Below are 15,204 nucleotides of genomic sequence, written 5' to 3'. Positions count from 1 at the left end.
CTGTTCCCTTTCCGTCGTTCCCACCCTGACCCTGATGGAGTCCCGATGATCCGTTCCGTCCTCGCCTCGGCGCTGCTGGTGGCCACCGCGCCAATCGCCGCGCAGACCGCTGCCGCCGCGTCGCCGTCCGGCAAGCAGCCTTTCACCGTCGAGCGCAGCTGGCAGATCCAGCGCCTCGGCAACCCGGTCGTTTCGCCGGATGGCTCGCGCATCGTCGCGCCGGTCACCCGCTTTGAGATGAAGGAAGACAAGGCCTACACCGACCTGTGGATCTGGAACGCCGACGGCAGCGGCGAGCGTGCCTTCACCACCCACGTGGGCAACGAAGGCTCGCCGGCGTTCAGTCCCGACGGCCGCTTCATCGCCTTCACCGCGCAGCGCGAGGACGACAAGGCGCCGCAGCTCTACGTGATGCCGGTCGACGGCGGCGAAGCGCGCCGCCTCACCACGCTGGCCACCGGCGTGCAAAGCCCGAAGTGGTTCGCCGACGGCCGCCGCCTCGCTTTCGTTTCGCGCGTGTTCGCCGACCTGCCACTGGCCGAGCAGGGCAAGCGGATCGACGAGCGAGCCGCCAGCAAGATGACCGGCCAGGTCTGGGACGGCGGCCCGGTCACCGCGTGGGACCGCTACATGGATGAACGCCAGTTCCACGTCTTCGCCGTCGATGTCGGCGGTGGTGCACCGCAGGCGCTGACGCTGGGCACCGGCCTCGAACTGCCACGCGCGGCGGTGCAGGGCACGGACGGCCTGTTCGCGGTCTCGCCGGACGGCACGGAGCTGGCCTTCGTGGCCGATTCGAACCCCGCCCGCGAAGACGCCAACAACGACCTGTTCACCGTGGCCGTCCCCGCCGCGGGTGCCGTTTCGGCCAAGCCGGTGAACCTGACGCCGGACAACCCGGCCAACGACGGCGCGCCGCTGTACAGCCCGGACGGCCGCACGCTCAGCTTCATCCAGCAGCGCATCGAGGGCTTCTACGCCGACAAGGGCCGCCTGATGCTGCGCGACCGCCGCAGCGGCGATACCCGCGAGATGTACGCCGAGTGGGACCGCACGGTCGGTGAGTACCTGTGGGCGCCCGACAGCCGTCGCCTCTACGGTGCGGTCGACGACGCCGGCACCGTGCGCGCCTACGAGTTCCCGCTCACCGGTTCGCCGCGCGCGATCACCGGCCCGGCCTCGTTCAATGGCCTCGCACTGGCGAAGAACGGCCTGATGGTCGGCCTGCGCCAGACCTTCGTCGAACCGCCCACGCTCGTCCGCATCGACGCGCGCAGCGGCCGCGCCACCAAGCTCTCGACGATCAACGACGAGCTGCTGGCCAACACCGATTTCGGCACCTACGAGTCGGTGACCTACAAGGGCGCCAACGGCGCCGACATCCAGATGTGGGTCAACTACCCGCCGGGCTTCGACAAGTCGAAGCAGTACCCGTTCTTCATGTTGATCCACGGCGGCCCGCACAACGGCATCACCGACGGCATGAGCTTCCGCTGGAACGCGCAGGTGTTCGGCAGCTGGGGCTACGTCACTGCGTGGCCGAACTTCCACGGCAGCTCGGGCTTCGGCCAGGCCTTCACCGATTCGATCAACCCCGAGTGGGCCGAGAAGCCCTACCAGGACGTGATCAAGGCGGCCGAGTGGTTCGCCGCCCAGCCGTGGATCGACCAGGACCGCATGGTCGCCGGCGGCGGCAGCTACGGCGGCTACCTCACCAGCGTGATCCTCGGCCGCGAACACCCGTTCCGCGCCCTCGTCGCCCACGCGAAGGTCTACAACCTCTACACCCAGTACGCGGCCGACTTCTCGACCGAGATGCCGCGCTTCGGCGGCTTCTGGGAAAAGGACAACGACGAGGTGCTGCGCCGGAATTCCCCGCACCTCGGCGCCGCGAACTTCGACACGCCGACCCTGGTGATCCACGGCCAGACCGACCTGCGCGTGCCGGTGAACCACGGCCTCGAGCTCTACCAGACCCTGCTGATGAAGGGCGTGCCGAGCCGTTTCGTGTACTTCCCGAACGAGAACCACTGGATCCTGAAGCCGCAGAACTCGGTGTTCTGGTACCAGCAGGTGCAGCAGTGGTTCGAGGCGCACAACGCGCCGAAGGCCGACTGACGCGCGGCATCGGTTAGCCTTGTCGCCTTCGACGGCCGGGGAGGGCAGCGTGGGCGACAAGGCGAGTGACATCACGGCGGATGCGGCTGCGGCAAACGCCGCGGCCCCCGATGTGCAGCACCTCGACACCACGTCGCTGGCTGCACTGCTGAAGCGCGCACCGCCGGCCCGCGCGGCCCAGCTGCTGGCGGCCATGCCGCCCGCTCGGGCGGCGCGCATCCTCGAAGCCCTGCCGGCCGACGTGCGCGCGCCCATCATGGCGGCGGCGCCGCCCGGCACCGATTGGGCGGATGCGCAGCGCTACCCCGAGGGCAGCGTCGGCCGTCTTCTGGAAGACCCGCCGGCGGTGTTTCCTGCCGGTACGCGCGTCGGTGAGGCCATCGACCGCCTGCGTGAGGTCGTCAAGACGCGGATGGTCACCTACCTTTTCGTCGTCGATGCCACGCAGCGCCTGAAGGGCGTCGTCGCTTTCCGCGAGCTGCTGTGCGCCGGACGCGAGCAGGTGCTCGACGACGTGATGATCCGCCAGCCTTTCGTGCTTTCGCCCGCGGCTTCTCTGATCGATGCGATGCGCGAGGTCGTGCAGCGGCACTACCCGGTTTATCCGGTCTGCGAAGCCGACGGCACGCTGGTCGGGCAGGTGCGTGGCCAGGCACTGTTCGAACAGCAGGCCTTCGAGATCTCGGCGCAGGCCGGTGCGATGGTGGGCGTGGAGAAGGAAGAACGCCTCGCCACGCCGTGGGCGCGCAGCTTCCGCTTCCGCCACCCGTGGCTGCTGCTGAACCTGCTGACGGTGTTCGTGGCGGCCGGCGTGGTCGGCGTGTTCCAGGACACGATCAACGAGATCGGCGTGCTGGCCATGTTCCTCCCGGTGCTGGCCGGGCAGAGCGGCAATCTCGGCGCGCAGTCGCTGGCCGTCGTCGTGCGCAGCATGACGCTGGGCGAACTCCGGGGTGCGTCCATCCCGCGCCTGCTCGGCAAGGAGTCGTGGCTGGGCCTGCTGAACGGCTTCGGCACCGGCCTGCTCGCGGCGGCAGCGATGGCGGTGATCGCCCGGGAGCGCGCCGACATGCCGGTGCTGGCCCTCACCGTGCTGGTGGCGATGACGGCGAGCTGCGCCCTCTCCGGCGTCGCCGGCGCGGGCGTGCCCCTGCTGCTGAAGCGCCTCGGCGCCGACCCGGCCACCGCTTCGGCGATCATCCTTTCGACCATCACCGACGTGTGCAGCATGGGCTTTTTCCTCGGGCTCGCCAGCCTCCTGCTGGCCCTTTACGGCTGAAGGTCGGGCGATGTTGCAGTGCAGCGTGCAAGCCGTCGCGGCGGCATCGCAGGATCGAAGCGCTTCCGACGTGGGGGAGGGAGCACGAACCCGCAAGCGCCTTGGCCTTGCGGGTTCTTTTTTTCCGGCGAGGCGCCATGACATCGCTTGAGGCCACCCTCGATGCCCTCGTCGAACGGCGCCTCGACGCGCTCGCCGAAGCCACGCCGCTGGACGCCTCGACCCGCATCGCGCTGCGACCGCTGGCCATCGCCTCCGAGTTCGCGCTCGACGTGTTGCGGCGCCAGCCCGCCGTTCTCGCGGACCGGCACGCGATGCCAACGTTTCCGATGCTTGAGCCCGAGGCGCCGGAGGCGGCGATGGCCGCGCTGCGGCGTTGGCGGACCGCCGCGTCGAGCGTCCTCATCGCCCGCGACGTCGATGGTTTGGACGACGTCGACGCCACCCTCGTCGGCAGCACACGCATCGCCGAGCAAGCCCTGCAGGGCGCATTGGCGCAGGCAGAAGCGGAGTTCGCGCCGCGTTTCGGCACGGTGCGCGACAGCGATGGCCGGGCGCAGCGGCTGGTGGTGTTCGCGCTGGGCAAGCTCGGCGGCGGCGAGCTCAACTTCAGTTCCGACGTCGACCTCGTCTACGCCTACCCGCGCGGCGGCAGCAGCGACGGTGCGCGGTCACTCGACGCCGAGCCCTACTTCGTCCGTCTGGGCCAGCGCTTGGCACAGCTGTTGAACGAGCCGACGGTCGACGGCTTCTCCCATCGCGTCGACCTGCGCCTCCGCCCGTTCGGCGACAGTGGCCGGCTCGCGCTGAGCTTCGATGCGATGGAGGCCTACTTCCAGCGCGAGGGCCGCGACTGGGAGCGCTATGCGTGGCTGAAGGCGCGCCCGGTGGCCGGCGATCTCGCGGCTGGCGATGCGTTGGTCGAGGCACTGCGGCCCTTCGTCTACCGGCGCTACCTCGATTTCACCGCGTTGGATTCGCTGCGCGAGATGAAGGCGATGATCGAGGCGGAAGTCGCGCGCAAGGACATGGCCGACGACCTCAAGCGCGGCCCCGGCGGCATCCGCGAGGTGGAGTTCCTCGTGCAGGCCATCCAGCTCATTCGCGGCGGCCGCGAACCGGCCCTGCGCCGCCGTGGCCTTCTGCCGGCGCTGTCCGCCTTGGCCGCCGCGGGCCACCTGCCGCAAGCCACGGCGCAGCGCCTCGCCGAGGCCTACCGTTTCCTGCGTCGCGTCGAGAACCGCGTGCAGATGCTGCGCGACGCGCAGGAGTACGCGCTGCCCGCCGACCCGCTCGACCGCCTGCGCGTGGCGCGCGGTTTGGGCCATGCCGATGCGGCGGATCTCGAGGCCGCGCTCCGCGCGCATCGCGACGTGGTGGCGGCCGAGTTTGCCGCGGTACTCGGTGGCCGCGATGCGCCTGCGCGGTCCACCACGTCGTCGGATGCCCGCACTGCCGCCTTGGCCGCGTACTGGCAAGCGCTGCCCGAAGGCGGGGCCGCCGCCACGTTGGCCGAGGCGGGCTTCGCCGACGCCGAAGCGGCCGACGACGCGCTGCGTCGTCTCTCGGGCTCCGCCCTCCGGCGCAGCCTGTCGGCACGCGCGGCCGGGTGGTTCGACCGCATCGTCCCGATCCTCGCCGCACAGGCCGCTGCCAGCGACGCGCCCGACGCCAGCCTCGCGCGCGGCATCGCGCTGATCACCGCCATCGGTCGCCGCAGCAGCTATTTCGCCCTGCTGGCCGAGCAGCCCGCGGCCCTCGAACGCCTCGCCCAGGTTTGCGCCGGCAGCGCGCTGCTGGCCGAGCGCCTCACCGAGCATCCGCTGCTGCTGGACGAGTTGCTGGATGTGCGGGCGGCGGGGCCGTTGCCCGACGCAGCGACCATCGCGCAGGAGATCGCCGGACTGGTGCCCGCGCACGACGATGCGGAGGCCGCGTTGATCGCCTTGAACGAGCGGCGGCACAGCCTCGCGTTCCGGATCGGGATGGCGTGGCGCGCGGGCCGCATCGACGCCGTGGCGGCGACGCGCCGCCTTGCCGCGGTGGCGGAAGCCGTGGTCGTGGCGGCGCTGGCCCTCGCCAGGCGCGAAGTGGAGCGCACGCATGGTCGCGTCCCCGAGGGCGGATTCGCGGTGTTGGGCTACGGCAGCATCGGTGCGGAGGAGCTCGGCTTCGCCTCCGACCTCGACCTCGTCTTCGTGCACGGCGCCGACCCCAATGCCGTGTCCGACGGCGCGCGCCCGCTGGATGCCGGCCGCTACTACCTTCGCATCGCGCAGAAGCTCGTCGCGGTTCTTGATACGCCCACCGCGGCCGGCAGGCTCTACGAAGTGGACGTGCGGCTTCGCCCCGATGGCGCGAAGGGGCTGCTGGTCGTGAACTTCGACAGCTTCGCCGGCTACCAGCGCGAGCGCGCCTGGACTTGGGAGCACCAGGCCCTCGTGCGCATGCGCCCGCTGGCCGGCGACGCCCCGCTGCTCGCCCGGCTCGACACGCTTCGCGACGAGATCCTGGCGCGGCCGCGCGATCCGCAGGCGCTGGCGAAGGACATCGCCGACATGCGCGAGCGCATGCGTCGCGAACTCGACCGCAGCGATGCCGCGCACTTCGACTTGAAGCAGGGCGCCGGTGGCCTCGTCGACCTCGAGTTCGCCCTGCAGCACGCGGTGCTGCGGCATGCCGGCGCGCACCCGGCCTTGCGACGGCCGCGGCACAGCGCGGCGCTGGCGACGACGCTCGCGCAGGAGGGCGTGATCGACGCGCCGACGGCCCAGGTGCTCGTCGAGGCGCACGCCGCGCTGGTGGGCCTGTCGCTCGGATGCACGCTGGACCGCCGGCCGCGCCGCGTGCCGGACGCGACGGCTCAGGGCACGGCGTCGGCGCTTCGGGTGGCCTTGTCGGCGATGCCGCTGTCGTCGTCCACCGGCTGACGCGCGGCGATCGCTTCCATCACCCACGGCCGCAGTCGCTCGGCGACGCGGGCGCTCTCGCGCCAGGGCTCGATCGGCCACGGCGTGCCTTCCGGACCCAGCGAGCGGGCGCGGCCGCTGTCGATGGCCTTGGCAACGAGGTGTTGGATGCGGCCACGGTTGTAGCGCGGCACGGCGATCCACACCGGCGCGCGCGTGGCCGCCGCTTCGCTGATGAGATTGGCGGAATCCGGCGTGACCACCAGCCGGTCGGCCCAGGCGATCACGCCCGCGTAGGGGTTTGGGCCATCGGCGTCGCCCATCCAAACCTGCGCGCGGTCGCCGAGGGCCTGCTTGATCTGCCGGCGCATCGCCGACGGCGTGCGGCGCGAGCCGATGACCCACAGCGTGCCGCCATCGCGCTGCCGCCAGCGCAGCAGCAGTTCGAGGATGCCGTCGAGCGCATGGCGGTCCCAGTCGCTGTCGTCGGTCGGGCCGCCGACGAGCAGGGCGGTGACCGGTCCCGGTGCTTCGCCCAGCATCGGATGCGCCGCGCGCTTCTGTTCGAGCCAGGCGTCGTCGATCGGGTTCAGGCTGCCGTCGAGCGTCAGCACGTTGCCGCCCTGAACGCCGTCGTGCGCCGGCAGCACCACCGCGTCCCAATGCGGCGTGGGCAGGCGCGGGTGGAGGACCTGCACGACCTTGCTGCCGCGCTGCCGCAGCAGTCGCGTGGCGAGGGCCGCCTGGCGGCCGCAGCCCACCGCAATGACGGGAGGCGTCTCGAGCACGGCGGCGAAGTCCTCGCCGAACGCGGCGTGGCTGCCCGGCAGGATCCGTGGCGCGGCCCAGCGCCACGGCACGCGCGGCCGCAGCACCAGCTCGTCGAAGGGCAGGGCCCAGGCCTCGGCCAGGGCCAGCGCCTGCCGGCGGTTGCCGGAGGTGCCGTCGTGGACGACAAGGACAGGGGCGGAAGCTGCGGCACTCATGGGCCGAGTGTAGCCAGCCGTGCGACGACGCAGCAGCGCGCCGCGTCGTTCCGGCGTTCACAACGACCTGTTGCAGTGGCGGGCATCGTGCGCCGGCATCGCGCCGCCATACTGCGACCCCATCGCACCGCCCCCACCCCAGGATTCCCCATGACCACCCTCGACGACGCCGCCCTCGACCAGCTCTTCCGCAGCGCCCGCACGCACAACGCCTGGCAGGCCAAGGACGTTCCCGACGCGCTGCTGCACCAGCTCTACGACCTCGTGAAGTGGGCGCCGACCAGCGCCAACAGCTCGCCGGCCCGCTTCGTGTTCGTGAAGTCGCCGGAGGCCAAGGCCAAGCTGAAGGACGCGCTGGCCCCGGGCAACGTCGAGAAGACCATGACGGCGCCGGTCACCGTCATCGTCGCGCAAGACATGGCCTTCTACGACAAGCTGCCGCAGCTCTTCCCGCACGCCGACGCGCGCAGCTGGTTCGCCGGCAACGACGCGCTGATCGAAAGCACGGCCTTCCGCAACGCCAGCCTGCAGGGCGCCTACCTGCTGATGGCCGCGCGCGCGCTGGGCCTCGACACCGGCGCGATGTCCGGCTTCGACGCCGCCAAGCTCGACGCCGCCTTCTTCGCGGGCACCACGATCAAGTCGAACTTCCTGATCAACCTCGGCTACGGCGACGAAGCCGGGCTGTTCCCCCGTTCGCCGCGCCTGGCCTTCGACGACGCCGCGCGCATCGCCTGAGACCCACCCTTCCGCCGCGGCGCCCGCCGCGGCTTGCCCACCCGGAGCACCCCATGAAGAAGACCCTGTTCGCCGCCGCGCTGGCCGCCGCCTTCGCCGCCCCCGCCTTCGCCGCCGATGCCTTCAAGTTCGACGCCGGCCACACCTACGTCGGCTTCGAGATCAACCACCTCGGCTTCTCGCAGACCTTCGGCGAGTTCACCAAGTACGACGGCACGCTGAACCTCGATCGCGCCAACCTCGCGAACTCGTCGATCGAAGTGACCATCGACACCAACAGCATCGACACCGACCAGGCCGATTTCGACGAGCACCTGCGCTCGGCGGATTTCTTCAACGTCACCGCCCACCCGACCATGACCTTCAAGAGCACCAAGGTCGAAGACGCCGGCAACGGTGCACTGAAGGTTACGGGCGACTTCACGATGCTCGGCCAGACCCGCCCGGTCGTGCTCGACGTCAAGCTCAACAAGATCGCGCCGCACCCCTTCCGCCCGACGATCGAGGTTGCCGGCTTCTCGGCCACCACCACGATCGATCGCACGCAGTGGGGCTTCGACAAGTACGCCCCGGCGGTCGGCGCGGAAGTGAAGATCCGCATCGAGACCGAGTTCAACCGCGAGCTGCCGGCGCAGTAAGCCCCGGCGGGTTCCGCGCGCACGACGGGCCTTCGGGCCCGTCGTCGTTTCTGCGGCACAATCCGCGCATGCCCATCGTCTTCCGTCCTGCCGCCGAGCGCGGTCGCCTCGTCGATCCCGGTGTTGCCGGCACCGCCGCCTTCAGCCACGGCAGCGCCTTCGATCGCGAGTGGCTCGGCTTCCATGCGCTGCGCGTGCTGAATCGCGTCGAGCTCGCTCCGGGCACGCGACTGCCCGCGGCGCGACGCGCCAACATGGAAGTGCTCACCCTCGTGCTCGCCGGCACCTACCGCGTGCAGTCGCAGGCCGGGGATTCCGGCCCGGTGGCGGCCGGGCAGTGGCATCGCCTCGGCGCGGGCGCCGGCGTGGATGCCGTCGAACAGAACCTCGACCCGGCCGCGACGCTCCGACTGCTGCAGCTGTGGGTGCAGCCCACGCACAGCAATGCCGCGCCGGCGCAGGCCGTGGCCACCCCGGCCGTGGGCGAATCGCGCATCGCGGCGCCCGGCGACGCGCTGCTGCCCTGGGGCGCCGGGGCTACGGTGCGGCGCGAATCGATCGTCCCCGGCGCGATGTTCGCCGTGCCGGCCACGCGCGGTTCGGCGTGCTGGGTCGAGGTGATCGGCGGTGAACTGGCGTATCGCGGGCAGTTCCTCCGCGCGGGCGACGGGTTGGGCGTGGCCGACGAAGCGGGGTTCGCGCTGGTGTCGTCGTTCGGGGCCGACCTGCTGGTGGTCGAGCTTCCGGCCTGAGGGCGGGCGGCCGGGTCCGCGCCGGGCTAGAATGCGCGCCTTCGCCGTTCGAGCCCGCGCCCATGCTCCGCACCGACGCCACCGCCCAGAAGGCCGCCAACACCGAACGCGTCTATTCCGTGAAGCGCGCCGACCTGCCGCTCTCCTGCCCCACGCCCGAGATGAAGCTGTGGAATTCGCATCCGCGCGTCTACCTGCCGATCGAGAACGAAGGCGGCACGTCGATCTGCCCGTACTGCGGCGCGAAGTACGTCCTCGCCGACTGACGCCGCGGGCCCGGCCTTGCGCCGCCTCACCGTCGTCCAGCTGCTGCCGGCCCTGAACGCGGGCGGCGTTGAACGCTCCACCCTCGAGATCGCCGCGGCCCTCGTCGCCGCCGGGCATGCCTCGCACGTGGTCTCCGCTGGCGGCCGGCTGGTGCCGGCGCTGGAAGCCGGCGGCAGCACGCACCACGCCCTGCCGATCGGTGCGAAATCGCTGGCCACGCCTTTCCAGGTGTTCGCGCTGCGCCGCCTTTTGCAGGCGCTGAAGCCCGACATCGTCCATGCCCGCTCGCGGCTGCCCGCCTGGGTGGGCCTGGGGGCCTTGCGTGGCCTGTCGCCGCGGCCCCGCTTCATCACCACGGTGCATGGGCTGAATTCGCCAGGGCACTACAGCGGGGTGATGGCGCGCGGCGACGCGGTGATCTGCGTGTCGGACACGGTGCGCGACTACGTGCGGCATCACTGGCCCGCGGCCGAGCCGCGCCTCGTGGTGATCCCGCGTGGGGTCGATCCCGCGGCATTCCCGCGGCATGCGCGGCCCGACCCATCCGCGCGCGCGGCCGTGCTCGCCGAACTCGCGCTGCCCGACGACACCCGCCTGCTGCTGATGCCCGGGCGCGGCACGCGGCTCAAGGGCCATGCCGACGCCATCGCCTTGCTGGCCGATCTGCGCGCGCAGGGCGTGCCGGCGGCCCTTTGGCTGCTCGGCACCGACGAGCCGGGGCGCGAGGCCTACGTCGCCGAACTCCGTGACCTCGCGGCCGCGCGAGGCGTCGAATCGGCACTTAGGTTGTCGCCGCCGCGCAGCGAGGTCGTCCGCGCCTACGCCGCTAGCGATCTCGTGCTGCAGCTCTCGCGCAAGCCGGAGGCCTTCGGGCGCACGGTCATCGAGGCCCTGTCGGTCGGCGTGCCCGTGCTCGGCTGGGACCATGGCGGCGTGGGCGAGCAGCTCGCGGCGCTGCAGCCGGACGGCGCCGTGCCGTTGGGCGACGCGGCCGCACTGCTGCGTCGGGCGCGGGCCCTGCTCGAGGCCCCACCGGCCGCGCCGGCCCACATTCCCTACACTCTGGCGGCGATGCAGCAAGCCACCCTCGAGACGTATGCACGACACGCTGGTTGATCGACTCGCCCGGTTGGCACCCTGGTGGGTGCTGCTGCAGGTCGCCTGCTGGCCGTGGCGCGGCGTCGCCGAAGCCGTGCTCTCGCTCGGCGCGCTGCTCGGCTTCGGCCTGATGTGGGCGGTGCGCTTCCGCGGGGCACTGCGCGTGCTGAGCCACGAGGCCTGGGCCCTGACGAGCATCCTGTTCTGCGGCTATTGGCTGCCGCAGGTGCTGTCGATTCCGCTGGCGCTCGACCCCGCGAACACCGCCATCGAAGCGGTGAAGGACCTGCGTTATCTGCCCTTCCTTTGGCTGGCGGCGATGGCGGTCTCCACCGCCCGAGGCGCACGCCTCGTCGGTGTCGGGCTGGCCGCACTGGTGGCCGTGTGGACCCTCGACGGCCTGCTGCAGGCGGCCACCGGCTACAGCGTCGGCGGACCGGCCGTGGCGGACCGTCTCTCCGGCATCTTCGGCGCCGACAACCTGAAACTCGGTCTCGTGCTGGCGACGCTCTCGCCCTTCGCCCTGTTCCCTGCAGCGAAGCGCGGCGTGCTGCCGTGGCTGCTAGTGGCCGGCGCGCTCGGCGTGGTGATCCTGCTCGCCGGCGCCCGCGCAGCCTGGATCAGCTTCGCGCTCGCGCTCGCCGTCACCGGCCTGCGCCATTGGGGCTGGAAGCGCACGGGCATCGGCCTGCTGGCCGGCGGCCTGCTGACCGTGGTTGTCGCCAGCACCAGCGATTTCCTCGGGCCGCGCGTCGAGCGCACGCTCGAAGCGCTGGAGATGAAGGAGGAGGGCGTCGATTTCGCGCTCTCCGGGCGGCTGGTGCTGTGGCGGACCACGGCGCGGATCATCCTCGACCACCCGCTCACCGGCGTCGGCACCGACAACTTCCAGCGTGCCTACAAGGCGTATGCGGCACCCGACGACCAGTTCGTGGAATGGGGCCGCGCCGGCGCCTTCCATGCCCATCAGATCGTGCTCGAAGTGCTGGCGGAAACCGGCATCGTCGGCCTGATGCTGTGGTTGGCGGCCGTGGCGATCGCCCTGCGCGCCTGGCGTTTCGCCGCGCCCGCGGTGCGCGAGCGCGCGTCGGCACCCGCACTCGCGCTGCTGGTCACGGTCTTCCCGCTGAACACGCACCTCGCGTTCTATTCGACCTTCTGGGGCGGCGTCACCCTGCTGCTCGCCGCGCTCTACGCCGGTGCGCTGATGCGTCGCGAGCCGGGCGACACCGCCACGGCATGAGCACGCCGCGCTGCTTCGGCTGGCGCGCGATCGGTGCCGCCGCCGCCCTCCTCGCCCGTCTGCCGCAGCGCGCCACGCTGGCCCTTGGCACGGCGCTCGGCGTGCTGCTGCGCCCGCTGCTCCGCAGGCGCTGGCATGTGGCTCGGGTGAACCTCGCGCTGTGCTTCGCCGCCGAGTCCGTCGCCGAACGCGAACAGCGTTTGCATGACCACCAGCGCTCCCTCGCCGTGGCCCTGCTCGAACTGCTGCGGGCGTGGTTCGCGCCGTCGCCCACATTGGCGGGCTTGGCGGACGTCGAGGGCCTGCAGTCGCTGCTCGACGCGGCCGCGAAGGGGCAGGGCGTGCTGCTCCTCACCGGCCACCTGATGCACACCGAGCTCGCCACGCGCTTCGTCGCCGAAGCCTTGGGCGCTCCGGTGGGCGGCGTGGTGCGGCGCTACCACCGCCATCCTTGCCTCGAGCGCCTGCTCGACGCGGCGCGCATCCGGCGCCTCGGCCCGACGGTGGGGAAGTTCGACGCCCGCGGCATGGCTCGGCATCTGCGCAGCGGCGGGCGGCTGGTGTACTCCGCCGACCAGGATTTCCGCGAGGGCCACGCCTTCGTGCCGTTCTTCGGCGTGCCGGCCGCCACCTTCGTGGGTACGCCGCAGCTGGCGCGCGCCGGGCGCGCCGTCGTGCGTTTCCTGTCGATGGTGCGTGGCCCCGACGGCCGCTACCGCGTGCGCATCGCCGACCCCGGCCTCGACGCCCACCTCGACGATCCGGTGGGCTTCGCGGCGCAGTACATGGCGGTGCTGGAAGCGGCGGTTCGCGAGGCTCCGGACCAGTACCTGTGGGTGCATCGCCGCTTCAAGACGCGTCCACCGGGCGAGGGCTCGCCCTACGCGCGGTAGGCGTCGCCGCGGTCGCCTTCGGGCTGGGTCTTGAAGCGCTGGTGCAGCCACAGGTATTGCGAGGGCGCGCGGCGGATCATCGCCTCGAGGGCCGCCATTACCCGCGCGGTGTCCACGGTGGCGTCCTTCGACGGGAAATCGGCCAGCGGCGCCTGCACTTCCAAGCGGTAACTGCCGTCGGCGAGGCGCTCGTGGAAGAACGGGCAAACGGCCGCGCCCGAGAGTCGCGCGAGCTGATGCGTCGAGGTGAGGCTCCAGGCCGGCCGGCCGAAGAAGGGCACGAACACGCTGTCGCCGCGGCGGCTTTCCTGGTCGGGGGCGAACCACAGGATGCCGCCGCCCTTCAGGTGCTTCAGCGCCGGGCGCAGTTCGTCGCGCGCGAACATCGCGCAGGCGTAGCGCAGGCGGCCGGCCTTCACCGCCCACTCCATCGCCGCGTCGCCGTGCGGCCGGTACATGCCCGCTACCGGCACGTGCCGGCAGAGCAGGCGTGCGCACAGTTCGAGGTGCACGAAGTGCGCCGAGACCAGCAGCACGCCGCGGCCCTGCGCGCGCAGCGCCTCGAGGTGCTCGAGGCCTTCGACGGTGTAGCGCGGCGAGCCCTCCGAAACGCGGCCCCACCACGCGCGCAGGAATTCGAACAGGCCGAGGCCGGTCTGCGCGAGGTTCTCGCGCGCCAGCGCTTCCCGCGCGGCGGCATCGAGGCCGGGGAAACACAGGGCGAGATTGGCTTCGACCACGCGCCGGCGCGCCGGCAGGAGGCGCCACAGCACGGGGCCGAGCGCGCGGCCCACGCGGCGTTGGAACCACGTCGGGGTTCGTGCCGCGCACCAGCCGAGCGCGACGCCCAGCCACGGGCCCCAGTGGCGCGGATGCCCGAGGCGCAGCGTCCGGGGTGTCGGCGGGGAAGGGGCGGGATCACTCATGCGCAGATTGTAAGCGCGCCCCTGCTACCCTTCCGCGCATGTCCATGAGCCTTGGCCGGCGCCTGCTGCTGGCGTTCTATTCCGCCCTGCTGTGGCTGCTGGTGCCGGTCACGCTCTACCACCTCGTGTGGCGGGGTCTGCGCCAGCGCGAGTACCTGCTGCGCTGGAGCGAGCGCTACGCGCAGCTCGACGCGCTGCCCGACCTGCCGCCGGGCGCCCTGTGGGTGCACGCGGTCTCGGTCGGCGAGGTGAACGCGGCGATTCCCCTCATCAACGCGCTCCGCGAGCGGCATCCCGGCCGCCCGCTGCTCATCACGACGATCACGCCCACCGGCTCGGCGCGCGTGCGCTCGCTGTGGGGCGACGACGTGCACCACGTCTACCTGCCCTACGACCTGCGCGGCATGGTGCGTCGCTTCCTCGATCGGGTGCGCCCCGCGCTCGCCGTCGTCATCGAGACCGAACTCTGGCCCAACCTGTTCGTCGCCTGTGCGCGGGCCGAGGTGCCGGTGGTGATCGCCAACGCGCGCCTGTCGGAGCGCTCCCTGCGCGGCTATCGCTGGATGGGCCCGCTGATCCGGCTCGCGTTGTCCGGCGTTCGCCGCGTCGCCGCGCAGTCGGAGGCCGACGCCGCGCGCTTCCGCGTGCTGGCCGGCGATGGTGCGCGGATCGAAGTGACCGGCAACCTGAAGTTCGACCAGCCCCTGCCGAGGGCCTCGCTCGACGAAGCGGTCGGTTGGCGCAAGGCCGGAGGTGGGCGCCCCATCTGGGTGGCGGCCAGCACCCACGCCGACGAAGAGGCGGCGGTGCTCGACGCCCACCAGCGTCTCCGCGAAGCACATCCGGACGCGTTGCTGCTGTGGGCGCCCCGGCACCCCGAGCGCTTCGACGCCGTGGCGAACCGCGTGCGCGGCGCCGGGCTCGACCTGCGCCGGCGCAGCGTCGAGCGCGCCCCGGACGCCCGATGCGCGGTCTTCCTGATCGACAGCCTCGGCGAACTGCCGGGTTTCCTCGCGGCCGGCGATGTCGCCTTCGTCGGCGGCAGCCTCTGCGACATCGGCGGCCACAACCTGCTCGAACCCGCGGCGCTGGGCGTGCCGGTGTTGAGTGGCCCCCACACCTTCAACTTCGCCGAGATCACCGCCCTGTTGAAGGACGTGGGCGCGCTGGAGATCGTCGGCGATGCGGCGCAGCTCGCTGCGGCCGTCCAGTGGCTGGTCGAGCATCCGGAGAAGGCGCGGGCCCGCGGTCGCGCGGGCCGGCAGCGAATCGATCGTGAGCGCGGCGCCCTGCAGCGCACGCTGGCGGTGATCGACGACGTGGCGGGCTTTCCGCGCCCCTGAACGCACGAAGGCGG

13 protein-coding genes are annotated in these 15,204 nt (G+C 71.9%); 11 read left to right on the top strand and 2 right to left on the bottom strand.

The annotated features are described in order from the left end of the window. Positions 1–45 precede the first annotated feature (45 nt). From O9280_RS08220 to glnE, 3 genes are all read left to right on the top strand, one after another. Positions 46–2,118 (top strand): S9 family peptidase, encoded by a 2,073-nt coding sequence (locus tag O9280_RS08220; RefSeq protein WP_298341051.1) that lies wholly within the window; start codon positions 46–48, stop codon positions 2,116–2,118. A gap of 49 nt (positions 2,119–2,167) precedes the next feature. Next, positions 2,168–3,397: a magnesium transporter gene (locus O9280_RS08215; protein ID WP_298341049.1), complete on the top strand. Its 1,230-nt coding sequence runs from the start codon at positions 2,168–2,170 to the stop codon at positions 3,395–3,397. A 137-nt stretch (positions 3,398–3,534) separates the two neighbouring features. Then, on the top strand, positions 3,535–6,327 hold the full coding sequence (gene glnE, locus O9280_RS08210; protein ID WP_298341047.1) for a bifunctional [glutamate--ammonia ligase]-adenylyl-L-tyrosine phosphorylase/[glutamate--ammonia-ligase] adenylyltransferase: 2,793 nt from the start codon (positions 3,535–3,537) through the stop codon (positions 6,325–6,327). Here the strand turns inward: glnE and O9280_RS08205 are convergent. Next, positions 6,261–7,292, bottom strand: a complete 1,032-nt coding sequence (locus O9280_RS08205; protein ID WP_298341045.1) for a mitochondrial fission ELM1 family protein — start codon at positions 7,290–7,292, stop codon at positions 6,261–6,263. The two genes, glnE and O9280_RS08205, sit on opposite strands and share 67 nt — an antisense overlap. 150 nt (positions 7,293–7,442) lie before the next feature. Here O9280_RS08205 and O9280_RS08200 point away from each other — a divergent pair, with 150 nt between their 5' ends. The 7 genes from O9280_RS08200 (at position 7,443) to O9280_RS08170 (ending at position 12,921) form a co-directional block, all read left to right on the top strand. Further along, positions 7,443–8,030 carry a malonic semialdehyde reductase gene (locus tag O9280_RS08200; protein WP_298341043.1) on the top strand — a complete coding sequence of 196 codons (588 nt, stop codon included), beginning with the start codon at positions 7,443–7,445 and terminating at the stop codon, positions 8,028–8,030. Between the two features lie 53 nt (positions 8,031–8,083). After that, a complete protein-coding gene (locus O9280_RS08195; RefSeq protein WP_298341041.1) occupies positions 8,084–8,668 on the top strand; it encodes a YceI family protein in 585 nt (194 codons plus the stop codon). Positions 8,669–8,736: 68 nt separating this feature from the next. Continuing rightward, a complete protein-coding gene (locus tag O9280_RS08190; protein ID WP_298341039.1) occupies positions 8,737–9,420 on the top strand; it encodes a pirin family protein in 684 nt (227 codons plus the stop codon). Positions 9,421–9,482: 62 nt separating this feature from the next. Then, positions 9,483–9,686 carry a zinc-finger domain-containing protein gene (locus O9280_RS08185; protein WP_297866011.1) on the top strand — a complete coding sequence of 68 codons (204 nt, stop codon included), beginning with the start codon at positions 9,483–9,485 and terminating at the stop codon, positions 9,684–9,686. Between the two features lie 16 nt (positions 9,687–9,702). After that, positions 9,703–10,803, top strand: coding sequence for a glycosyltransferase (locus O9280_RS08180; RefSeq protein WP_298341037.1), 1,101 nt, complete (start codon positions 9,703–9,705; stop codon positions 10,801–10,803). Further along, entirely contained in the window at positions 10,784–12,028 is a 1,245-nt protein-coding gene (locus O9280_RS08175) for an O-antigen ligase family protein (protein WP_298341035.1), read from the top strand. Before O9280_RS08180 ends, O9280_RS08175 begins: the two co-directional genes overlap by 20 nt. Then, positions 12,025–12,921 (top strand): lipid A biosynthesis lauroyl acyltransferase, encoded by an 897-nt coding sequence (locus tag O9280_RS08170; protein ID WP_298341033.1) that lies wholly within the window; start codon positions 12,025–12,027, stop codon positions 12,919–12,921. Before O9280_RS08175 ends, O9280_RS08170 begins: the two co-directional genes overlap by 4 nt. Here the strand turns inward: O9280_RS08170 and lpxL are convergent. Then, positions 12,909–13,847 (bottom strand): LpxL/LpxP family Kdo(2)-lipid IV(A) lauroyl/palmitoleoyl acyltransferase, encoded by a 939-nt coding sequence (lpxL, locus tag O9280_RS08165; RefSeq protein WP_298341031.1) that lies wholly within the window; start codon positions 13,845–13,847, stop codon positions 12,909–12,911. The genes O9280_RS08170 and lpxL overlap by 13 nt on opposite strands. A 38-nt stretch (positions 13,848–13,885) precedes the next feature. On the opposite strand from lpxL, the gene waaA reads away from it, so the two are divergent. Further along, positions 13,886–15,190, top strand: a complete 1,305-nt coding sequence (gene waaA / locus O9280_RS08160; RefSeq protein WP_298341029.1) for a lipid IV(A) 3-deoxy-D-manno-octulosonic acid transferase — start codon at positions 13,886–13,888, stop codon at positions 15,188–15,190. Positions 15,191–15,204 lie beyond the last annotated feature (14 nt).

The organism is Silanimonas sp. (genome assembly GCF_027531545.1).
Lineage (GTDB): Bacteria > Pseudomonadota > Gammaproteobacteria > Xanthomonadales > Xanthomonadaceae > Silanimonas.
This window is presented reverse-complemented; position numbering and strand designations above follow the sequence as displayed.